The 21,993-nt window shown below is 72.0% G+C and carries 19 protein-coding genes and 1 riboswitch; of the genes, 12 read left to right on the forward strand and 7 right to left on the reverse strand.

Annotated features, from left to right (window positions below):
* Positions 1-40: 40 nt before the first annotated feature.
* The 6 genes from B0I33_RS16580 to B0I33_RS16605 form a co-directional block, all read right to left on the reverse strand.
* The gene (locus tag B0I33_RS16580; RefSeq protein WP_106179679.1) at positions 41-799 is read right to left on the reverse strand and encodes a FadR/GntR family transcriptional regulator; all 759 of its coding nucleotides are present in this window, start codon (positions 797-799) and stop codon (positions 41-43) included.
* Between the two features lie 51 nt (positions 800-850).
* Positions 851-2,116 carry a serine hydroxymethyltransferase gene (gene glyA / locus B0I33_RS16585; protein ID WP_106179680.1) on the reverse strand — a complete coding sequence of 422 codons (1,266 nt, stop codon included), beginning with the start codon at positions 2,114-2,116 and terminating at the stop codon, positions 851-853.
* A 1-nt stretch (position 2,117) separates the two neighbouring features.
* Positions 2,118-2,492 (reverse strand): glycine cleavage system protein GcvH, encoded by a 375-nt coding sequence (gene gcvH / locus B0I33_RS16590; protein WP_106179681.1) that lies wholly within the window; start codon positions 2,490-2,492, stop codon positions 2,118-2,120.
* Between the two features lie 17 nt (positions 2,493-2,509).
* Entirely contained in the window at positions 2,510-3,586 is a 1,077-nt protein-coding gene (gene gcvT / locus B0I33_RS16595) for a glycine cleavage system aminomethyltransferase GcvT (protein ID WP_106179837.1), read from the reverse strand.
* Positions 3,587-3,607: 21 nt separating this feature from the next.
* On the reverse strand, positions 3,608-6,445 hold the full coding sequence (gcvP, locus tag B0I33_RS16600; protein ID WP_106179682.1) for an aminomethyl-transferring glycine dehydrogenase: 2,838 nt from the start codon (positions 6,443-6,445) through the stop codon (positions 3,608-3,610).
* Positions 6,446-6,598: 153 nt separating this feature from the next.
* Positions 6,599-6,691, reverse strand: a riboswitch (glycine riboswitch).
* A 127-nt stretch (positions 6,692-6,818) separates the two neighbouring features.
* A complete protein-coding gene (locus B0I33_RS16605; protein ID WP_106179683.1) occupies positions 6,819-7,607 on the reverse strand; it encodes a DeoR/GlpR family DNA-binding transcription regulator in 789 nt (262 codons plus the stop codon).
* Positions 7,608-7,871: 264 nt separating this feature from the next.
* Here B0I33_RS16605 and B0I33_RS16610 point away from each other — a divergent pair, with 264 nt between their 5' ends.
* The 4 genes from B0I33_RS16610 (at position 7,872) to B0I33_RS16625 (ending at position 12,629) form a co-directional block, all read left to right on the forward strand.
* A complete protein-coding gene (locus B0I33_RS16610) occupies positions 7,872-9,395 on the forward strand; it encodes an FGGY family carbohydrate kinase (protein ID WP_106179684.1) in 1,524 nt (507 codons plus the stop codon).
* Between the two features lie 65 nt (positions 9,396-9,460).
* Positions 9,461-10,951 carry an FGGY-family carbohydrate kinase gene (locus B0I33_RS16615; protein WP_106179685.1) on the forward strand — a complete coding sequence of 497 codons (1,491 nt, stop codon included), beginning with the start codon at positions 9,461-9,463 and terminating at the stop codon, positions 10,949-10,951.
* Complete coding sequence (locus B0I33_RS16620; RefSeq protein ID WP_106179686.1) at positions 10,948-11,565, forward strand: histidine phosphatase family protein; 618 nt, start codon at positions 10,948-10,950, stop codon at positions 11,563-11,565. The genes B0I33_RS16615 and B0I33_RS16620 overlap by 4 nt, the downstream gene beginning before the upstream one ends.
* Positions 11,562-12,629 (forward strand): 2-hydroxyacid dehydrogenase, encoded by a 1,068-nt coding sequence (locus tag B0I33_RS16625; RefSeq protein WP_106179687.1) that lies wholly within the window; start codon positions 11,562-11,564, stop codon positions 12,627-12,629. The genes B0I33_RS16620 and B0I33_RS16625 overlap by 4 nt, the downstream gene beginning before the upstream one ends.
* Before the next feature lie 73 nt (positions 12,630-12,702).
* On the opposite strand, the gene B0I33_RS16630 is transcribed toward B0I33_RS16625, so the two are convergent.
* Positions 12,703-13,884, reverse strand: a complete 1,182-nt coding sequence (locus B0I33_RS16630) for a phospholipase D-like domain-containing protein (RefSeq protein WP_106179688.1) — start codon at positions 13,882-13,884, stop codon at positions 12,703-12,705.
* Positions 13,885-14,209: 325 nt separating this feature from the next.
* Here B0I33_RS16630 and B0I33_RS16635 point away from each other — a divergent pair, with 325 nt between their 5' ends.
* The 8 genes from B0I33_RS16635 to B0I33_RS16670 are packed head-to-tail and all read left to right on the forward strand — an operon-like array spanning position 14,210 to position 21,955.
* A complete protein-coding gene (locus B0I33_RS16635; RefSeq protein WP_106179689.1) occupies positions 14,210-15,175 on the forward strand; it encodes a DUF6772 family protein in 966 nt (321 codons plus the stop codon).
* 8 nt (positions 15,176-15,183) lie between these two features.
* Positions 15,184-15,519: a hypothetical protein gene (locus B0I33_RS16640; RefSeq protein WP_106179690.1), complete on the forward strand. Its 336-nt coding sequence runs from the start codon at positions 15,184-15,186 to the stop codon at positions 15,517-15,519.
* Positions 15,520-15,535: 16 nt separating this feature from the next.
* Entirely contained in the window at positions 15,536-17,053 is a 1,518-nt protein-coding gene (locus B0I33_RS16645) for an ABC transporter substrate-binding protein (protein WP_106179691.1), read from the forward strand.
* Positions 17,054-17,061: 8 nt separating this feature from the next.
* The gene (locus tag B0I33_RS16650) at positions 17,062-18,138 is read left to right on the forward strand and encodes a LacI family DNA-binding transcriptional regulator (RefSeq protein WP_106179692.1); all 1,077 of its coding nucleotides are present in this window, start codon (positions 17,062-17,064) and stop codon (positions 18,136-18,138) included.
* Entirely contained in the window at positions 18,135-19,061 is a 927-nt protein-coding gene (locus B0I33_RS16655) for an ABC transporter permease (protein WP_106179693.1), read from the forward strand. Before B0I33_RS16650 ends, B0I33_RS16655 begins: the two co-directional genes overlap by 4 nt.
* Complete coding sequence (locus B0I33_RS16660; RefSeq protein ID WP_106179694.1) at positions 19,058-19,984, forward strand: ABC transporter permease; 927 nt, start codon at positions 19,058-19,060, stop codon at positions 19,982-19,984. The genes B0I33_RS16655 and B0I33_RS16660 overlap by 4 nt, the downstream gene beginning before the upstream one ends.
* Positions 19,981-20,970 carry an ABC transporter ATP-binding protein gene (locus B0I33_RS16665; protein WP_106179695.1) on the forward strand — a complete coding sequence of 330 codons (990 nt, stop codon included), beginning with the start codon at positions 19,981-19,983 and terminating at the stop codon, positions 20,968-20,970. Before B0I33_RS16660 ends, B0I33_RS16665 begins: the two co-directional genes overlap by 4 nt.
* Positions 20,939-21,955 carry an ABC transporter ATP-binding protein gene (locus tag B0I33_RS16670; protein WP_106179696.1) on the forward strand — a complete coding sequence of 339 codons (1,017 nt, stop codon included), beginning with the start codon at positions 20,939-20,941 and terminating at the stop codon, positions 21,953-21,955. Before B0I33_RS16665 ends, B0I33_RS16670 begins: the two co-directional genes overlap by 32 nt.
* The last annotated feature ends 38 nt before the right edge of the window (positions 21,956-21,993 follow it).

Below are 21,993 nucleotides of genomic sequence, written 5' to 3' on the forward strand. Positions count from 1 at the left end.
GACGAACCCGACGTTCCAGAACCGCGCGTCAGGGGATGGGCTACTCCAGGAAGCCGCGGAGGAGGGAGGCGGTGCCCTCCACATGCTCGGCCATGGCGGCCCGGGCGGCGGACGGGTCACCGGCGAGGATCGCGTCCACGATCGCCTCGTGCTGGGCGTTCGAGTGATCGAGGTTCGGCTCCAGCAGCGGGATCTCGTCGAGCAGCTGGTTGACCCGCATGCGCACGTCGGCGAGCGCGGAGGTCAGCGACGCCGACGCGGTGACCTCCGCGATCGCCAGGTGCAGCCGGGAGTCGCGGCGGCGGTAGTCGTCCACGTCCGCCGACGACGCCTCGGCGAGGGTGCTCGTGAGGTGCCGCCGGTCGGCGGGCGAGAGCGTCCGCGCCGCCGCCAGCTCGGCGGCCCCGGTCTCCAGCACGTGCCGCAGGCTCAGCGTGTCCTCGATGAGCCCCGGATCGCGGGTGTGTCCCGCCGTCGAGGGTGCGGGCAGGTTCTCGTTGACGAACGTCCCGCCGTAGCGGCCCCGCCGCGACACGACGTACCCGGCGTCCGCGAGGGCGCGGATGGCCTCCCGGAGGGTGGCCCGGCTGACGCCAAGCCGTTCCGCCAGCTCCCGCTCCGACGGCAACCGTTCACCCGCGCCGACGACGCCGAGCCGCACCGCCTGCAGCAGGCGTTCCACGGTCTCCTCGAAGGCGTTGCCGGCCCGCACCGGGCGGAACAGCGCCTCGCCCGCACTCACCCCGCTGGCGGGGAGAGGCGCGGCGGGATCCGCGTCCCGGTGCGGCTGGGCGCTCATGACGCCTCCAGGGTCGTGGATGTCGGGCTGGCCGGAACCCAGCCTAGACACTCACGCCGCGTAGAGCGGGTGCCGCTTGGCGAGCAGGTCGACGCGGGACCGCAGCTCCTCCCGCGTGGCGTCGTCGAACTCGGGCCGCAGCGCCAGCGCGATGACGTCGGCGACCTCGGCGAAGTCCTCGACGCCGAATCCGCGGGTGGCCAGCGCGGGGGTGCCGATGCGCAGCCCGGAGGTGACCATCGGCGGGCGCGGGTCGAACGGCACCGCGTTGCGGTTGACGGTGATCCCGATGGAGTGCAGCCGGTCCTCCGCCTGCTTGCCATCCAAAGTAGACTTGACGAGGTCGACCAGCACCAGGTGCACGTCGGTGCCGCCGGTGAGCACGCGCACGCCCGACTCCGCGCAGTCCGGCCGGGACAGCCGCTCCGCCAGCGTCCTCGCCCCCTCCAGCACGCGCTGCTGCCGCTCGCGGAACTCGTCGCTCGCGGCGATCCGCAGCGCCACCGCCTTGGCCGCGATCACGTGCTCCAGCGGCCCGCCCTGCTGGCCGGGGAACACCGCGGAGTTGATCTTCTTGGCGTACTCCTCGCGGCACAGCACGATGCCGCCGCGCGGGCCGCCGAGGGTCTTGTGGGTCGTCGTGGTGACCACGTCGGCGTAGGGCACCGGGTTCGGGTGCAGGCCCGCGGCCACCAGCCCGGCGAAGTGCGCCATGTCCACCATCAGCTTGGCGCCCACCGAGTCGGCGATGCGCCGGAACTCGGCGAAGTCCAGCTGCCGGGGATAGGCCGACCAGCCCGCGATGATCAGCTTCGGCCGGTGCTCGTGGGCCAGCCGCTCGACCTCGGCCAGGTCGATCCGGCCGGTCTCGGCGTCGACATGGTAGGCGGCGACGTTGTAGAGCTTGCCGGAGAAGTTGAGCCGCATGCCGTGGGTGAGGTGGCCGCCGTGAGCCAGGTCGAGCCCGAGGATCGTGTCACCCGGGTCGAGCAGCGCCACCATGGCGGCGGCGTTGGCCTGCGCGCCGGAGTGCGGCTGCACGTTCGCGTGCTCGGCACCGAAGAGCCGCTTGGCCCGCTCGATCGCGAGGTTCTCCACCACGTCCACGTGTTCACAGCCGCCGTAGTACCGCTTGCCCGGATAGCCCTCGGCGTACTTGTTGGTGAGCACGGAGCCCTGCGCCTCCAGGACACCGACCGGCGCGAAGTTCTCGGAGGCGATCATCTCCAGCGTGGCCTGCTGCCGGTGCAGTTCCGCGGCGACCGCCTCGGCGACCTCGGGGTCCACAGTAGACAGATTGGCGTCGAACGAGTTCATCTCAGCCCTCCTGGGTCAGTGCGGCGTAGGCGGCGTCGTCCAGCAGCTCCGGCACCGAGTCGGTGCGCACGCGGAACAGCCAGCCCGACTCGTACGGGTCGGAGTTGACGAGTTCCGGACTCTCCACTGTGGCTTCGTTGACCTCCACCACCTCTCCGGTCGCCGGTGCGAACAACTCGCTGACCGACTTGGTCGACTCGATCTCACCGCACACCTCGCCCGCGGTGACGGACTCGCCGACGGCGGGCAGCTGCACGAACACGACGTCGCCCAGCGCCTCGGCGGCGAAGGCGGTGATGCCCACGGTGGCGACGCCGTCGTCGAGCCGGATCCACTCGTGTTCCTTGGTGTAGCTGCGGTCTGCGGGGATGTGCATGCGCGGGCCTCTCCGGTTCAGCGTTGGTAGAAGGGCAGGGCGACGACCTCGACCGGCTCGACGCGGCCGCGGATGTCCACGGACAGCGCCGTTCCCGGTTCCCGCAGCGCGGGCGGGACGTAGGCCATCGCGATCGGGTAGCCGAGCGTCGGGGACAGCGCGCCGCTGGTGACCTCGCCCACCGCGTCGTCACCGTGCAGCACGCGGTACCCGTGCCGGGGCGCGCGGCGCCCGCTCCCCTTGAGCCCGACCAGCACACGGTCGGGGTCGCCCGCCCGCTCCAGCGCGACCTTGCCCACGAAGTCACCGGGCTTGTCGAGCTTGACCACGCGGCCCAGGTTCGCGTGGAACGGGGTGAGCTCCGGTCCGAGCTCGTTGCCGTACAACGGCATCCCCGCCTCGAGCCGCAGCGTGTCGCGGCAGGCCAGCCCGGCGGGCAGCAGCCCGTGCTCGCGGCCGGCCGCGGCCAGCTTCCGCCACAGGGCGGGGGCCTCGGCCGCGGGCAGGAACAGCTCGAAGCCGTCCTCACCCGTGTAGCCGGTGCGGGCGAGCAGCAGCTCGTGCCCGGACACGGTGGCCGGCATCGAGGCGTAGTACTTCAGCCCGGTCAGGTCGGCATCGGTCAGCGGGCCGAGGATCGCGGCCGCGTTCGGGCCCTGCACCGCGATCAGCGCGGTCTCGGCGGAGCGGTCGGTGACCTCGGCCTCGAAGCCCTCGGCGCGGGCGGTCAGCTCGCGCGACACGACCGCGGCGTTGCCCGCGTTGGCCACCACCAGGTAGCGCTCCTCCGCGAGCCGGTACACGACGAGGTCGTCGAGCACGCCGCCGTCGGGAGCGCAGAGCATCGTGTAGCGGGCGCGGCCGGGGGTCACGGCGGAGAGCCTGCCGACGAACGCATGGTCGAGCGCCGCGGCCGCGCCGGGCCCGGTGAGCTCGATCTCGCCCATGTGCGAGAGGTCGAACAGGCCCGCCGCCTCGCGCACGGCGCGGTGCTCGGCCAGCTCGCTGGTGTAGCGCACCGGCATCTGCCAGCCCGCGAAGTCGGTGAACGACGCACCGAGCTCGGCGTGCACGTCGTGCAGTGGTGTCTTCATGGTCTCGTCCGTCACCCTCACTCAGCTGTCGTAGGACGCGATGGGCGGGCACGAGCAGACGAGGTTGCGGTCCCCGTGCGCCCCGTCGATTCGCCGCACCGGTGGCCAGTACTTGCCCTTGGCGGCGGTCCCCGCCGGGTACACCGCGAGCCTGCGATCGTAGGGCAGGTCCCACTCCCCCGCGAGCTGGCCCGCGGTGTGCGGCGCGCCGCGCAGCGGGCTCTCGGCCACGCTCCAGCGTCCCGCCGCCACGTCGGCGATCTCGCCGCGGATGGCGATCATCGCGTCACAGAAACGGTCGAGCTCGCCGAGGTCCTCGCTCTCCGTCGGCTCGACCATGAGCGTTCCGTTGACCGGGAACGACATCGTCGGCGCGTGGAAGCCGTAGTCGATCAGCCGCTTGGCGACGTCCTCGACGGTCACGCCGGTCTGCTTGGTCAGGCCCCGCAGGTCGAGGATGCACTCGTGGGCGACCAGGCCGTTCTGTCCGGTGTAGAGCACCGGGTAGTGCGGCGCGAGCCGGGCGGCGACGTAGTTCGCCGCCAGCACGGCCACCTGGGTGGCCCGGGTCAGCCCCGCCGCGCCCATCATCCGCACGTAGGCCCACGAGATCGGCAGGATCGACGCCGAGCCGTACGGTGCGGCCGCGATCGGGCCCACCCCGGTTTCGGGGCCCGCGCCCGGCTCCAGCGGGTGGTTGGGCAGGTACGGAGCCAGGTGCGCGCGCACGGCGACCGGGCCGACGCCGGGCCCGCCGCCACCGTGCGGGATGCAGAACGTCTTGTGCAGGTTCAGGTGCGAGACGTCACCGCCGAACTCGCCAGGCTTGGCCAGGCCGAGCAGCGCGTTGAGGTTCGCACCGTCCACATAGACCTGTCCACCCGCCTCGTGCACGATCCGCGCCAGCTCGGCGAAGTCGGTCTCGTACACGCCGTGGGTGGACGGGTAGGTCACCATGATCGCCGACAGGGTGTCCGCGTGCTCGGCCACCTTCGCGCGCAGGTCGCCGAGGTCGACGTCGCCGTTCTCGGTGCAGGCGACCACCACCACGCGCATCCCGGCGAGCACGGCCGAGGCGGCGTTGGTGCCGTGCGCCGAGGAGGGGATCAGGCACACGTCGCGCTCGGGCCTGCCGTTCGCGCGGTGGTAGGCGCGGATGGCGAGCAGCCCGGCCAGCTCGCCCTGGCTGCCCGCGTTGGGCTGCAGCGAGACCTCGTCGTAGCCGGTGACCTCGGCCAGCCACGAGCTCAGCTGCCCGACGAGCTCCCGGTACCCCTCGGCGTCCTCGGCGGGCGCGAACGGGTGCAGCCCCGCGAACTCCGGCCAGCTGACCGGTTCCATCTCGGTGGTCGCGTTGAGCTTCATCGTGCACGAGCCGAGCGGGATCATGCCCCGGTCCAGCGCGTAGTCCAGGTCGGCGAGCCCGCGCAGGTACCGCAGCATCGCCGTCTCCGAGCGGTGCCGGTGGAACACCTCGTGGGTGAGGTAGTCGCTGCGCCGCGCCAGCCCGTCCGGCAGCGCCCTGGCGGGCTCGGCCGCCGGGTCGGGTCCGGCGCCGCCGAACGCGGCGAGCACCCGGCCCAGCACCTCGGGCGTGGTGCGCTCGTCGCAGGCCACGCGCACGTGGTCGGGCCCGGCCAGCCCCAGGTTGACGCCGGCCTCGCGGGCGGCGGCGACCACGGCCCCGGCGCGGCCGGGCACGCGGGCGAGCACCGTGTCGAAGAAGTGCTCGTGCACCACCTCGGCGCCGCCGGAGCGCAGCGCGGTGGCCAGCCCGGCGGCGAGGCCGTGCACGCGCTCCGCGATGGCACGCAGGCCGTCGGGACCGTGGTAGACGGCGTACATGGCGGCGAGCACGGCGGGCAGGACCTGGGCGGTGCAGATGTTGCTGGTGGCCTTCTCCCGGCGGATGTGCTGCTCGCGGGTCTGCAGCGCGAGCCGGTACGCGGGCGCGCCGTCGGCGTCGACGGACACCCCGACCAGCCTGCCGGGCAGGGAGCGCTCCAGCCCGGAGCGCACGGAGAGGTAGCCGGCGTGCGGGCCGCCGTAGCCGAGCGGGACCCCGAACCGCTGGGTGCTGCCCGCGGCGAGGTCGGCGCCGAACTCGCCGGGCGCGGTGACCAGGGTCAGCGCCAGCAGGTCCGCGGCGGCGCAGTACAGCGCGCCCGCCTCGCGGGCCGCCTCCCCCACCCGGCGGTAGAAGCCCGGCTCCCGCAGCAGGCCGGACGCGCCGGGGTACTGGACGACCACGCCGAAGCAGTCGCCGCCGATCCCCTCGGCCAGGTCGCGCACGTCCACCTCGATGCCGAGCGCCTCCGCCCTGGTGCGGACCACCGCGACCGTCTGCGGCAGGCACTCCGCGTCCAGCACGACGCGCGGGGACTTCGCCTTGGACACCCGGCGCATGAGCAGCACGGCCTCGGCGACGGCGGTGGACTCGTCGAGCAGGGAGGCGTTGGCCGTGGCCAGCCCGGTGAGGTCGGCGACCATCGTCTGGAAGTTGAGCAGCGCCTCCAGCCTGCCCTGCGAGATCTCCGGCTGGTACGGCGTGTAGGCGGTGTACCAGGCCGGGTTCTCCAGCACGTTGCGCCGGATCACCGCGGGCGTGACCGTGTCGTGGTAGCCCAGCCCGATCATCTGGGTCCTCGGCCGGTTGCGGGCGGCCAGCGCCCGCAACTCGGCGATGGCCTCCTCCTCGGAGGCGGCGGGCGGCAGGTCCAGCTCACCGTCGCTGCGGATCGCCGCGGGCACGGCGGCCTCGACCAGCGCGTCGAGACTGCCGTAGCCGCACTCGGCCAGCATCTTGGCCTGCTCGGACTCGGTCGGGCCGATGTGTCGCGGTGCGAAAGAAGAAGTCATGAGGAGCTCCTGGTCTCGCCTGCGACGGGCACGCCCGGCGCCCGTCACGATCTCGGAACTCCCCCTCTGTCATGGCACCTGAGAGTTTCACCGCGCGTGAGCACGGCTTTCACCTTGGGTGAGGCGCGGGTGCGCCTGCTTTCCAGAGTGGCCTCGCCGAAAGCGGTAGCTGTACCTGAGAGATTCCGGGGAGTTTGCTCCTTCGGTGCCCCGCCTCGTCCACGGGGGCTCTCCCGCTCCGGCTCGTACGGCCGCGGTATTCACTTGTAAGGAAGTAACGTACGCGAGAACGGCGCTCGGAGTCCACTGCGCCGAGCAAGCGGTGACGAACACCGCGCAGCCCTTGCCGGGGACAGGACGGCACGCCCGCGCCTCAGTCACGCACCGGCACCACGGTCAGGGTGGCGCCGCTGTCGCGGACGCGGCGCTGCTCGGCGGCGGGCAACCCGGCGTCGGCGAGCACGAGATCGAAGTCGGTCAGCGGCGCCAGCGCGTACAGGCCCTGGCGGGTGAACTTGGTGTGGTCCACCATCAGCACGCGGCGCGATGCCGAGGCCATCATCGCGCGCTTGACCTGCACCGTGGCCTGTGACTGGTGGTAGCAGCGGTTGTGCGAGATGGCCGTGGTGGACAGGAACACGGTGTCGGCCCTGACCTTGGCCACCCCTTCGGCGGTGTAGAGGCCCAGGAAGGCGTCGTAGGCGGCGAAGTACTCACCGCCCAGGGCGATCAGGGTGATTCCCGGGACCCCCGCCAGCATCGTGACGACCGGCTGGAAGTAGGTGATCACGGTCAGCGGCGCCCGCTCGGCCAGGTACTCGGCGAGGTGCAGGCCGGTGGTGCTCTCGTCGAGCATCACGGTGTCGCCGGGCGTCACCAGGTCCGCCGCGGCCCGCGCCAGGGCCCTCTTCTCCGGGGCCCTCGCGGCTCTGCGTTGTGCGACGTCGCCGTGGAAGGCCGCGGACGGCACCGCGGTCGCGCCGCCACGGACCTTCGACAACCAGCCCTGCGCCTGCAACGCGTCGAGGTCACGGTGAATCGTCATCACGCTGACCCCGAACTCCCGGGCCAGCGTCGCCGCCCGTACGAACCCGTCGGAGCGCACGCGGTCGCGGATGAGCGCCCGTCGCCGCGGCGGGAGGGTGGCGTGCGCGCCGCTCATGGCGAGTCCTTCCGGTGCGTGGATGTGAAGTTATGTGATCTGATGCGAGCACTCTCGCCGACGTGATCGTGTGTCAACGAGCTTACCAGCGGCGATGCCGAGAGCCGTGCCGCGATCTTCACAAAGAACCCACACAACGTCACGTGAAGGTTGTCCGTGGACGTTGTGCCTTCGGCGTCGGCGCACTGTGCTGGGGACACCGGACAGGCGACCGGCACCGGAACGACGGGGCACGGCGGCCGCGCACGAGGCGAAGGAGCACGGATGTCGGCGATCGCGGTGGACGCGGGCACGTCGATGATCAAAGCGGTCGTGTTCGGCGACGACGGCCGCGCGGTCGCGGTCGCCCGGCAGGCCACCGACGTGCGGCGGCCCCGCCCCGCGTGGGCCGAGCAGGACATGGCCGCGGTGTGGCACGCGGTCGTCGCCGCCGTGCGCGAGGTGCTGCCGCACGCCCCCGCCGCCGTACGGTTCGTCGCCGTCACCGCCCAGGGCGACGGGTGCTGGCCGGTCGATGACCACGGCGAGCCGACCGGCCCCGCGATCCTGTGGTCGGACGGCAGGGGAGCCGCCGTGGTGGAAGCGTGGCACCGCTCGGGCATCGCGGAACAGGCGTTCCGCGTCAACGGATCGCTCGGCTTCGCCGGACTGCCGCACGCGGTCCTCACGTGGCTTCGGGAGCACGATCCCGACCGGCTCGCGCGCTCGTCGGCGGTGCTGACCTGCGGCGGCTGGCTGTTCTCCCGCTGCACCGGGCTGATCGGCATCGACTCCTCCGACGCCTCGGTGCCGTTTCTCGACCCGCGTACCCGCGCGTACTCGCCACGGCTGCTGTCGCTGTTCGGTCTCGAGTGGGCGGCCGGCCTGCTCCCGCCGATCAGGGACGGCGCGGCCAGGTCGGCACCGCTGACCGAGCGTGCGGCGGCCGAGTTCGGGCTGCCCGCCGGGACACCCGTGGTCCTCGCGCCCTACGACGTGGCCGCCACCGCGCTCGGCGTCGGCGCCACCGCGCCGGGCCAGGCGTGCACCATCCTGGGCACCACGCTGTGCACGGAGGTGGTGCGATCCGGAGTGGACACCTCGGGCGAGCCGTCCGGCCTGACCATCGTGCTCGACGCCGCCGCGCACGACCCCGGCACCGGTGAGCGCGGCCCCGGCGCCCCCGTGCTACGGGCCTTTCCCACCCTGGCCGGGACCGAGGTGCTCGACTGGGCGAGCGCGGTGCTCGGGCTGGCCCACCCGCGCGAGGTGGTCACCCTGGCCGGGCAGGCGCCGCCGGGCGCGAACGGGGTGTCGTTCCTGCCCTACCTCTCCCCCGCGGGCGAACGGGCGCCCTTCCTCGACACCCGTGCCCGGGGCACGTTCTGGGGCCTGTGCCTGGAACACGGCCGCGCGGAGGTGGCCAGGGCCGTGCTCGAAGGGCTGAGCCTGGTGATCCGCGACTGCGTGCTGGCCGCGGGAGCCGGAGCCACGGAGTTGCGCGTGTGCGGCGGCGGTGCGAACAGCGAGGCGTGGTGCGCACTCGTCGCGGACGTCGTGGGCGTGCCGGTGGTGCGTCCCGCCGACGCCGAGGTCGGCGCGAAAGGGGCGTTCCTGACCGGGCTCGTCGCCACCGGCGCCGAACCGAGCATCACCGCGGCCGCGGCACGGTACGTCCACATCGACCGGTCGTACGAGCCCGACCCGCACCGCGCCGAGCGCTACGCGGCCGCGTACGAACACTTCCTCGCCTTGCGCGAGATCTCCGCGCGGGGCTGGCGGGTGCCCGCGGGCCGCGATCCGGCATGACGCCGCGACCTCGCCCCGGCACGAACGAACCGACCGAACGACCCGAGCGAGGTGGGCACACCGCGATGACGGCAGGCACCGACGGGCCGGTGTGGCTGGGTATCGACGTCGGCACGCAGAGCGTGCGCTGCGTGGCCGTCGACCACAGGGCGGCGACCGTGGCGAGCGGAACCCACCCGTTGCGCGGCAGGCGGGCCGGGCCGCGCCACGAGCAGGACCCGCACGAGTGGTGGTCGGCACTGGCCACGGCCTGCGGCGCGGCGATGCGGGAGGTGGGCGGCCGGCCGGTGCGGGGCCTGGCCCTGTGCGCGACGTCGGGCACCGTCCTGCTCGTGAGCCCCGAGCTCACCCCCCTGTCGCCGGGGCTGATGTACGACGACAGCCGCGCCGGGAGCGAGGCCCGGCGTGCCGTCGAGGCCGGGGACGAACTCTGGCGCAGGCTGGGCTACCGGCCGCAGGCGTCGTGGGCGCTGCCCAAACTGCTGTGGCTGCTGGACGCGGCCGGGCGCCCCGCCGGGGCCCGGATGGCGCACCAGGCCGACTACCTCACCGGGCGGCTGGCGGGACGGCGCACCGCCGCCGACTCCAGTCACGCCCTGAAGTCCGGCTACGACCTCGACGCCGAACGCTGGCCGGCCGGGGTGTTCGACGCGCTCGGCATCCCGGCGGCGGTGCTGCCCGAGGTGGTCCGGCCGGGCACGCCCGTCGGCACGGTGGGCGGCGACGCCGCCGAGGCCACCGGCATCCCGGAGGGCACGCCGATCATCGCGGGCATGACCGACGGCTGCGCGGCCCTGCTCGGCTCCGGCACGGTCGGCGTCGGCGCGTGGAACAGCGTGCTGGGCACCACCCTGGTGCTCAAAGGGATCACGGCCGAGCGGCTGCGCGACCCGCTCGGGGCCGTCTACTCGCACCGCGCTCCCGACGGCAGCTGGCTTCCCGGAGGCGCGTCGAGCAGCGGGGCGGGGGTGCTGACCGCCCGGTTCGGCGGTGCCGACCTCGGCCGGCTCACCGAGCAGGCGGCTGTCCGTCCACAGCGCACTGTCGTGACGTACCCGCTCGTCTCGCGTGGCGAACGGTTCCCCTTCGTGGCGGGCGAGGCGGAACGCTTCACCCTCGGCGAGCCACGGGACGACGTCGACGCCTACGCCGCGCTGCTGCGGGGAGTGGCGTTCGTCGAGCGGCTGTGCTTCGACTACCTCGACCTGCTCGGCGCGCCGGTCGACGGCCCGCTGACCCTGACCGGCGGCGGCGCGCGCAACCGCTTCTGGTGCGGGCTGCGCGCCAGCACACTGGGGCGCACGGTCGGCGTTCCCCGCGACGCCGACCCCGCCGTGGGCATGGCGCTGCTCGCGCGCTCCCCCGGCTCGTCGCTCACCGCACTCGCCGGTGACCCGGCCCGCGACGGCGCGGGCGGGACGGACGTCGTGGAGCCGAACCCCGACGACACCGCCGTGCTGACCGAGGGATATCTGGCTCTCGTCGACGCCCTGCTCGAGCGGGGCTGGCTTCCCGCCGACCTGGCGGCGCACGCACGGAAACGGAGCACCGGGTGACCGACCTCGTCCTCGTCCGGCACGGCGAGACCGTCTGGCACGACGGCAACCGCTACACCGGCCGCACCGACGTCGGACTGACCGAGCACGGGCGGCGGCAGGCCGAGCGGCTCGGCCAGTGGGCACGCGCGGCGGAGCTGACCGCGGTGTGGGCCTCGCCGTTGAGCAGGGCCCGCGACACCGCGGCGGCCGTCACCGCGGCGACCGGCCTGCAGGCCGAAGTGGACGGGCGGCTGGCCGAACTCGATTTCGGCCGGGGTGAGGGACTCACCGGAGCGGAGATGAGCCGGGCGTTTCCCGAGGCACGCGCGGCGTTCCAGGACGACCCGGTGACCCACCACCTTCCCGGTGGGGAGAACCCCGTGCACGCCGTCGAGCGCGCCGCGGCGTGTGCCCTCGACATCGTCGCGGCACAGCCCGGCGGCACGGTGCTCGTCGTCGGGCACTCCACCCTGCACCGGCTGCTGCTGTGCCACCTGCTCGGCCTTCCGTTGAGCCGGTACCGCCGGGTGTTTCCCGTGCTCCGCAACTGCGCGATCACCACCGTCCGGTGGAACGGCACCGACCAGGCCGCACTGATCGAGTACAACCTTCCCGTCGAGGAGACGCGATGACACCAACGACCCCGGCGACACCGACGACACCGGCGCCGGTCTCCGTGCTGGCGGCGGGTGACCACTTCGTCCGCACGCCGCTGCTGATCGACGCCGTGCGCGCCGAGGTGGGTGCCGCGGTGGATCTGCGCTTCCGCACGCTCGACCTGCCGTGGCCGGTGCGGCCGTTCCATCCGGTCGCCGAGGTGGACGAGGCGTCCGGGAGTGAGGACGAGCTGATCGAGGCGTTGCGCGGAGTACGAGTCTGTGTCACCCAGTTCGCGCCGCTCACCGAGCGCGTGCTGGCGGCGTGCCCGGAGCTGGAGCTGTTCGCCGTCGGCCGGGGCGGTCCGGTGAACGCGAACGTCGCCGCCGCCGCCCGGCACGGCGTCACCGTCACGTGCGCGCCGGGACGCAACGCCGTCGCCACGGCGGAGCACACCGTCGCGCTGATGCTGGCCGCGGCCCGGCGCGTGGCGCACACCCACGGCGAGCTGCGCGCGGGCGTCTGGCGCGGCGACTACTACGTCTACGACCAGGTGGGGCTCGAGCTGGGTGGCACCACGGTCGGGCTGGTCGGCTACGGCGCGATCGGCCGCAGGGTGGCGGCGATCCTGCGCGGGTTCGGGGCCCACGTGGTGGTGTACGACCCGTACCTGCCCGGGTCCGCCAGCGCCGAGGACGGCGTGGAGCGGGTGGAACTGGCCGAGTTGCTGCGCCGGTCGGCGGTGGTGTCGCTGCACGCCCGGCTGACACCGCGGAACCGGGGCCTGATCGGGGCCGCCGAGATCGCGGCCATGCCGGAGGGCTCGATCCTGGTCAACTGCGCGCGCGGCGGCCTGCTCGACTACGACGCCGCCTGCGACGCACTGGACTCGGGGCACCTGTTCGCCGTGGCCGTGGATGTCTTCCCCGAGGAGCCGGTCCCGGCGGGCTCTCGCCTGCTGCGCACCCCCGGCCTGGTCACCACGCCACATCTGGCGGGCGCGAGCAGGCAGACCGCCCACAACGCCGCCCGGACGGTGGCCGCCGACGTCGCCCGGTTCCTGCGCGGCGAACCGGTGGCCCACGCCGTGCGCCCGTAGGTCCCCGGCTCGGCGGTCGTGAGGGCGGACGGGTCAGGGCCCGCCGCACCGCTCACGACCGCCGGGGCGGGAGCTATCCGGCCGCCGCGTACATCACCTCGAAGTTGTCGCGGTACCGCGCGTAGAGCGATCCGAGGTTCGTCCTGATCATCGCTTCGTCGTTGCGGCGCAGCGAGGTGTGGTTGAAGTTCGGGCTTCCGGTGAGCACCCAGCGCGCGTCGGTGTCGCCGTCCACGGCACCCTCGGCGAGCAGGTACTTGGAGTGGATCCGCCCGGGCAGCTCCCGGGAGGTGTCCAGCGTGCGGATCGCGATGTTCGGGTGGCCCTCCAGCAGCTCGGCGACCTCGTCGTCCATCAGGCCCCGGACGATGCGGACCCGGCAACCCCGGTCGGCGAGCTCGACGACCCGCTCGGCGATCGCGATGCGGTAGGTGTCCCATTCGGACATTCCGATACGCAGCGTCGTGCCGGTGGAGCAACCGACCTTCGCCAGGAACTCCACGATCGGGTCGCCGGTGGCCCTCGGGAAGAAGTACGAGGTCACCGTGCCGCCCCGCATGCCCGTGGTGACGGTGTCGTCGAAGTCGGCTCCGCGTTGCTCGGCGGCCAGGTCCTCGAAGTAGGAGTCGTAGGCCTCGTACAGCCGGGTGTTGCCGACGAGCGTGGTGGCGTTGTTCCAGTACGTCGACGAGTTGAGGTCGGTGAAGTTCGCCGAGGACTGCACCACCACGTTCGACCGGCCCCCGGTGCGGGAGAACAGGTAGAACTTGTTGTGCTGGCCCTTGGTTCCGATGCAGGCCGCGGTGTTGCCCTCGGGCGAGGTGTTGCTGCACACGTGCAGCCACGAGTCGCGGGAGGCGTCGGTGCCGAGTTCGGCCCGCAACGCGTCCACGGCGGGGTTGTCGACCTGCCACCCGTCGAGGACGAGCTGCACGTCGACACCCCGCCGGTGCGCGTCGATCAGCTCGGTCGCGAAGTCCGTCCCCGCGTCGCCGGAGATCACGAAGTGCGCGATGCGGATGCGCGAGCCGGCCTCGGCCTGGTGGACCAGGGCGCAGATCCGGCGCACGACGCCGGTGGCGTCTCCCGCCGCCGGGTTGTTGAACACCGCGCCGGTGGCCACGGGCACGTCCGGCGCGTCGCGGCACGGCCGGACGTCCTGCGCCGGCGCGGCTCCCGCCGCCGGGGTGGTGACCAGCGCCGCCACGGCGGCGGTGGCGGTGAGTGTGGAGGTGAGGATCGCTCTGGCACGCATGAATCTCCTCTTCCGGTGGGGACATCTCGCCCGCCGACCACGACGAACGATCCACTCGAGAACGCCGGGGGACCCGGCGCCGGGAGAGTCGCGAACGGACGGGTGCCGCGAGGAGCGCGGACACGAGGTGTGAACCTAAGAGTGAACGTTAACGGGAGCGTTAACGCTAGGTGTCACGATCGTCGCCGTCAAGCTTCCAGTTTCGCCAGCCGAGACCGTTGACTCGGCTCAGTGCGGCGGGTTAGCGTGCTCGCAGCAGTCAATTAGCGCTCACGTGAACGTTCATCCTCCGTCCGGGCGCGCCTTGTCCTCAGGAGCTGAAACCTTGGGCTACACCAGTGATACGGACCTGTCCGCACATCTGCGGCGGGCCATGCTCGACGCCGACCCGGCGTTGTCGCGCTACAACCCGCTTTCGCGCATCCTCGTGTTCGACCAGTTCAACTCGGGAACGCACGGCTGGACGGAACTGATCGGCAACCACGACGGCGAGGGCAACCTCGACACCGTCGACGATCACATGAAGGACTTCCGCCCGCCGCAGCTCAGTTCCTGCACGTTCTTCGATGTGGGCACGCACGGCGCGATGACCGGCACCTACGCGCTGAAGGTGGCCACCCGCCCGCTCGCCGGACACACCGCGGTGGCGATTCGCAGGCTGACGATGGCCCGCAAAGGCCGGGTGCAGTTCGAAACGTACTTCACCTACAAGTCGGAGGCCTCCTCCGAGGAGAACAGGGCGGCCGAACAGGCGGGCGCGGGCGAGTGGGACGGCAACATCCATCCCTCCGAGCAGCAGTTCGGCGCCTTCACCGTGGCCACCGACATCTGCGACACCCGGGGAGTGCGCTACCACACCGTGGTCCGCTACCAGAACACCGACCTGGACAACCGGTTCACCCGGCGCTGGATGTATCCGGTGGTGCCCGAGCCGACGCCGCGCGAACACCTGCAGGGCAAGGCCAAGCTCGGCCCGACCGATGACTTCACCGCGCCCGACCCCGAGGACTGGCGGGCGTTCGGCGAGCCGCAGTCGTTCTGCTACAACGAGGTCCCGACCAAGGTCAACTGGCACTACCTGCGCTGGCAGATCGACACCGAGACCCAGCGCAACGTCGAGTTGCAGGTCAACGACCGGGTCTACGACATGCGGGACGTCCCCGTGCCCGCCTACGAGGACCGGTACGACTCGCTGGACAACCTGCTCAACTTCTACGTCAGCGCCCGCACGCACACGAACGTCCGGAACTTCCTGTTCCTGGACTCGGTGCTGATCTCGGTGGATTGGTAGGTCGTCGCATGCGCCAGTCGCAAACAGCCGTACTCGAGCGGTACCGGGTCCTGCGGGGGGACTTCACCACCGAACCCTTCGAAGCGGGCTGGGCGGGCGAGGCCCGCTGGTTCGTGCAGGTGCTCGAGACCGCCCGGCCGGACACCAGGATCGTCGTCACCACGCAGGTCTCGCCCGACGGCCTGCACTGGTGTGACGCCGGGTGCCCGACCCAGGTCGTGGCGGGCAAGGACATGATCTCGTGGCCCGTCCGGGAGTTCGGACAGTGGCTGCGGATCACCGGGTCCGTCGAGGGGGACGGGGGATCGGCCAAGGTTCAGATCTATCTCACGCTCAAAGAATGAGCATTGGAGAGACACCATGACGACCACCTACAACCGCCGCGGCTTCCTCAAGATCAGCAGCATCGGCCTCGCCGGTGCCTACCTCGCCGCGTGCAGTGTCGGCGGCGGTGACCAGGGCGCGGCGGAGCAGGCGCTGCGGGCGGCGTTCAGCCAGCCCATCAACGACCTCGACCCGCACGGTCCGAGCAGCGTCGACGAGAGCACCCTGCTCGCGGGCCGGTTGATCTACGACACCCTGATCCGCCGCGACGGCGACAAGCTCGAGCCGAGCATCGCGACGTCGTGGGAACAGACCGACCCGAACACCTGGGTGTTCAGGTTGCGCGACGACGTGACCTTCCACGACGGCAGCCCGCTCACCGCGCGGGACGTCAAGGCCTCACTGGAACGGGTCCGCGACGCCGGCACCGCCCAGTCGGCACTGTGGACCTCGGTCACCGAGGTGACGGCCGAGGACGACCACACCCTGCGGGTCGTCACCGACGAGCCGCTGGGCACCATGCCGGTGAACCTGACGCTGATGTTCGTCCTGCCCGCGGACAAGATGGACAACGACGGCTTCTTCGGCAAGCCGATCGGCAGCGGGCCGTTCCGGGTGGAGCGGTTCACGCCGTCCGACGTGCTGGAGCTGTCGGCCGCCGAGTACTGGAACGGCGCACCGAAGCTGGCCAGGGCGAGCCTGCCCTACATCCCGGAGGTCTCCAGCCAGATCACCGCGCTCCGCACCGGCGAGCTGAGCATGCTGTGGCCGGTCCCGCCGGACCAGCTGAACCAGCTCAAGGGCGTGGACGGCATCCGCATGGAGACGGTGCCGAGCTACGCCTACTACTTCACGTGGTTCAACTGCGGCCGCGAGCCGTTCACCGATCCCCGGGTGCGCAGGGCGATGTGGAAGGCCGTGGACATCGCCTCGATCGTCGAGAACCTCTTCGGCGACGGCGCCGAGCGGATGACCGCGCCGATTCCGTCCACCGTGTTCGGCCACGCCCCGCAGCAGCCCTACCCCTACGACCCCGACGGGGCGAAGAACGACCTCGCCGAGGCCGGGCTGGGCGACGGCTTCACCACGTCGCTGATGTGGTTCAGCGACACCGGGCCACTCGCCGACGGGCTGGCCCAGGCGATGATCTCCGGATGGGCCGAGGTGGGGATCACGGTCGAACCGCAGAACCTGGAGAAGGCCGAGTGGCTCCGGCGGCTCAACGCCAAGGAGTTCGACATGGACCTGCAGATCAACACGGTGACCACCGGGGACGCCGACTTCACCCTCGGCAGGCTCTACGACTCCGAGGCCGACCGGATGGGCTACCGCAACCCGGACCTCGACGAGATCCTGCGGGAAGCGCACCGGGACTCGGACCAGCGGCGCCGGGCCGAGCTCTACAGTCAGGCCTGCACGATCGTCTGGGAGGACGCCGTCGGGATCTTCCCCGCGGCGCTGATCAGCACCTACGGCCTGCGCAGTTCGGTGCGGGGCTTCGAGCCGGCCCCGAGTAACCAGCCCGACCTGCGCGGCGTGACGCTCGCGACCTGAGGAGGCATATGGGTGAGTCACGGCGGGTGACCCTGAAGGACATCGCCAAGTCGCTCGGGGTCTCCGTCAACACGGTGTCCCGCGCGCTGACCGACAAGGACAGTGTCGGCGAGGACACCCGCGCCCGGATCAAGGCGGAGGCGCAGCGGCTGGGATACGTGCCCAACTCGATGGCGCGGTCCCTCGTGCTGGGCTCGGCGATGACCCTCGGCCTGGTGATCACCAACCCGTCGAACCCGTTCTACTCCCAGCTCATCAGCACGATCGAGCAACGTGGTCGCGTCCACGGCTACTCGTTGATGCTGCTGGTGACCGAGGAGAGCCCGGAGGTCGACCGGCACGCCGCGGAGACGCTGCTGAGATGGGGCGTCGACGGTGCCCTCGTCGTGCCGGTGCAGGGCGACGGCGAGCACTGGCAACGGCTCGACGACTCAGGTGTCCCGCTGGTCTGCCTCAACCGTGACTTTCCCGAGCTGGACCTGGACTTCGTGGGCGTCGACTACGAGCACGGCGCCTACGAAGCCACCCGCCACCTGATCGACGGCGGCGCGCGCAGGCTGTGCCTGCTGGAGGAGGACCTTCCGATCTCCCCCGTCGAGGACCGCACGGCGGGGTTTCGCCGAGCCCTGGCCGAGTCGGGAATCGGCACGCACCGCGACCCGGTGCTGACGGTTCCCACCCGGCGCAGGGAATCCCTCGCACTTCCCTGGGAACCTGCCGACGCCTACCGGCTGGCGCAGGAGATCGTCCGGGGCGACGACCTGCCGGACGCCATCATGGTCGGCAACGACTACTTCGCGCTCGGGGTCTACCGCGCACTGGCCGAGGCCGGGTTACGCGTCGGCGACGACGTGCTGGTCGGCGGGTTCGGCGATCACCCGTTCGCCGCCTACCTCAGTCCCGCGCTGACCACGGTGCGCCTCCCCGCCGCCGATATCGGCGCCACCGCGGTGGAGGTCCTGCTGCGCCGGATGAGCGGCGAGGGCGGCGAGCGCGGGGACAGTGAGGAAGCCGAGAAACGGCGCGAGCGGTGTGCGCTGGTCGTGCGGGCATCCAGCCGAGCCACAGAAGGTACGAAGACGTGATCATCTACCTCGCACGCCGGCTCTGGCAGTCGGTGTTCCTGATCTTCGGCGCGATCACCATCGTGTTCCTGGTGCTGCGGGTCATCCCGGGCGACCCGGCCACGCTCATCCTGGGCAGCCAGGCCACCCCCGCCGAACTGGCCGCGCTGCGCGAGGAGATGGGGCTGACCGACCCGCTGTTCGAGCAGTACGTGCGCCACCTCGCCGAGGTGGCGCGGCTCGACTTCGGCGAGTCCTGGCGGCTGGGCGGCGACGCCTTCGCCAGCGTGGTCGACCGGCTGCCCGCCACCCTGACACTGGCGGGATACGCACTCGCGCTGACCCTGCTCATCGGCTTCCCGCTCGGCCTGCACGCGGCCCGGCACACCGGGCGCGCCGTGGACAGGGTGGTGTCGTACCTGTCCCTGACGGGTCAGGCGCTGCCGTCGTTCTGGGTCGGCATCATGCTCGTGCTGATCTTCGCGCGGATGCTGGGTGTGCTGCCCGGCACCGCCGACGGCACCCCGGTGTCGTTGATCCTGCCCGCGTTCACCCTCGCGTTGCCGTTCCTCGGCTGGCTGGCACGGCTGGTACGCAACGGCACGCTCGAGGAACTGGGCAAGGACTACGTGCGCACGGCACGGGCCAAGGGCCTTTCCGAGCGGATCGTGTTCAACGTCCACGTCCTGCGCAACACGCTCACCCCGGTGGTCACGGTGCTCGGCCTGGTGCTCGGCAACTTCATCGCCGACGCGGTGATCATCGAGCAGGTGTTCGCCTGGCCCGGCATCGGCTCCCTGCTGATCGACTCGATCGTCAACCGGGACTACGCCGTGGCCGAAGCCGCGATCGTGCTCATCGCGGTGTTCTACATCGGACTCAACCTGCTGGTGGACGTCGCGTACTTCTACCTCGACCCGAGAATCACCCTGGAGACCGTATGAGGTCCACAGCCGCCACGATCGCGGGCTCGGTGCTGGCCCTGTTCGTGCTCGTCGCCGTGTTCGGGCCGTTGCTCGTGCCCTACGACAACGTCACCACCCGGATGGCCGACCGGCTCCTGCCTCCGGGCAGCACCCTGTCCGAGGGCGGCTTCGCCCTGCTCGGGACCGACCAGCACGGCAGGGACGTCCTCGCCCAGGTCGTCGCGGGGTCGCGGGTGTCGCTGCTGGTGGCGGTCACGGTCGTCGTCGTCGGTGGATTCGTCGGCCTGGTGCTGGGCCTGCTCGCCGGGTACTACGGCGGCTGGACCGACACGGTCATCTCCCGGCTCGGCGACATGCAGCTCGCCTTCCCCAGCATCCTGCTGGCGATCCTGCTCGCCGGTGTGCTGGGGCCGAGCCTGACCAACGTCATCATCGCGCTCGCGGTGACCCGGTGGGTGATCTTCGCGAGAGTGGTGCGGGGTTCCGCGCTGACGACCCGCAACCGCGAGTTCGTGGACTCGGCCCGGGTCATGGGGGCGAGCGACGTGCGCATCATGGCCCGCTACATCCTCCCGTCCTGCGTGCAGCCGCTGCTGGTGGCCGCCACCGTGCAGGTCGGGCTGACCATGGTCGCCGAGGCGGCGCTGAGCTTCCTCGGCCTCGGCGTCCCCATCGACCAGGCGTCGTGGGGCTCGACCATCGCCAACGGACGCGACTACCTGGACTCGGCGTGGTGGATCGCGGCCGTACCGGGTCTGGCGTTGACACTGGTGGTGATCTGCGTCGGGGTTCTCGGGGACGCGGCCCGCGACGACTCCGACCCGGCGAAGTCGAGCGGGCTCGGCAGGAAACCGTTGAGGCGGCGGAAGGCCGGAACCCCGGCTGCGGGGTCCACGGCGGCGGAGACGACCGGCGACTCGACGCAGGCGGTGGCCCGATGACCGAACTGCTGACCGTGTCCGATCTCGCCGTCTCGTTCGGCGAGGTCCGCGCCGTGCGCGGGGTCTCGTTCGGCGTCGCCGAGGCGACGACCCTGGCGATCGTCGGCGAGTCCGGCAGCGGCAAGAGCCTCAGCTCGCTCGCCGTGCTCGGGCTGCTCCCGGCACAGGCTCAGGTGACCGCGGGCAGCATCCACTGGGACGGCCGCGACCTCCGCGCGTGCGGTGCCGACGAGCTGCGGCAGCTCAGGGGCACCGACATCGCCATGATCTTCCAGGACCCCCTCAGCGCGCTGAACCCGTCGCTGACCGTGGGCTACCAGATCGGCGAGATGTTCCGCCGCCGTCGCGGGCTCGGGCGGGACGAGGCCCGCCGCCGGGCGATCGAGGCGATGACCGAGGTCGGCATTCCCGACGCCGCGCGCCGGGCGGGCAGCTATCCGCACGAGTTCTCCGGCGGGATGCGGCAGCGGGTGATGATCGCGATGGCGCTGGCGCTGGACCCGCGGCTGCTCATCGCTGACGAGCCGACCACCGCGCTGGACGTCACCGTGCAGGCGCAGATCCTGCGGCTGTTGCGCAAGCGGCAACGCGACGGACTCGCGATGATCATCATCAGCCACGATCTCGGAGTCGTGGCGCGCACGGCACAGTCGGTGGTGGTGATGTACGCGGGCCGCGCCGTGGAGTCGGGCCCGGTCGCCGACCTCTACACCGTTCCCGCGCACCCCTACACGCTTGGGCTGATGGCGGCCAGTCCCTCGGCCCGCGACGCCGGACGCCGGCCCCAGCCCATCGACGGCTACCCACCGGACGGCGCGGCGCTGCCCACCGGGTGCGCGTTCCATCCACGCTGCCCGTTCGCCCGGCAGCGGTGCCGGACCGAAGACCCCGAGCTACGCACCGTCGCCCCGGGCAGGACGAGTGCGTGTCATTTCGCGGAGGAGGTGCTCAGCCGTGGCGGCGCAGTCGGACACCCCCGTGCTTGAGCTTGTCGATCTCGTCGCGGGCTACCGCTCCCGGCAGGGACCGCTCGGCAGGAGCCGTGCGGTGCGGGCGGTCGCCGGGGTGAACCTGGCGGTGCGCGCCGGGGAGACGGTGTGTCTGGTCGGCGAGTCCGGGTGCGGCAAGTCCACGGTCGCGCGGGCGGTGGTGAGCCTGCTCCGGCCGATCGCGGGCGAGGTGCGCTTCGACGGTCGCGACGTCACCGCGCTGGACCGCGCCGGACGCAGGGACCTGCGGCGGCAGGTGCAGTTGGTGTTCCAGGACCCGTACGCCTCACTCAATCCGAAGATGACGGTGCACGACCTGCTCAGCGAGGCGTGGCGGATCCATCCCGGCATCGTGCCGCGCGGCGACTGGGACGCCGAGGTGGCCGCGTTACTCGAACGCGTCGGCCTCAATCCGGGGCACGCGACGCGCTACCCGCACCAGTTCTCGGGCGGGCAGCGGCAGCGGATCTCGATCGCGCGGGCGCTCGCCGTGCGGCCCCGGCTGATCGTCTGCGACGAGCCGGTGTCGGCACTCGACGTGTCCATCCAGGCCCAGATCCTGAACCTGCTGGCGCGGCTGCAGCGAGAACTCGGGGTGGCGTACCTGTTCATCACCCACGATCTCGGTGTGGTGCGGCACTTCGCCGACCGGGTCGCGGTGATGCACCTGGGCACGATCGTGGAGAGCGGGCAGACCGAGCAGGTCTACGAACGGCCCGCACATCCGTACACGCAGGCACTGCTGTCGGCCGCGCCGAGCGTGGACGACTGGCGTGCGCAGGAGGGTGAGGAGATCGTGCTGCGGGGCGACGTACCGTCGCCACTCGACCCGCCGAGCGGCTGCCGGTTCCACACCCGCTGCTGGAAGGCGCGGGACCTGTGCCGGGCGGAGGAGCCCGCGCTCGTCCGCCGCGACACCGATCACCCCGTCGCCTGCCACTTCGCGACGGACGCGCACGTGGTGGCGGCGGACGGTCACTAGCCGCCGCACCGGTCCCCTCCCGCGGGCAGAATGCCTCC

Origin of the sequence: Prauserella shujinwangii (assembly GCF_003001955.1) — a bacterium.
Lineage (GTDB): Bacteria > Actinomycetota > Actinomycetes > Mycobacteriales > Pseudonocardiaceae > Qaidamihabitans > Qaidamihabitans shujinwangii.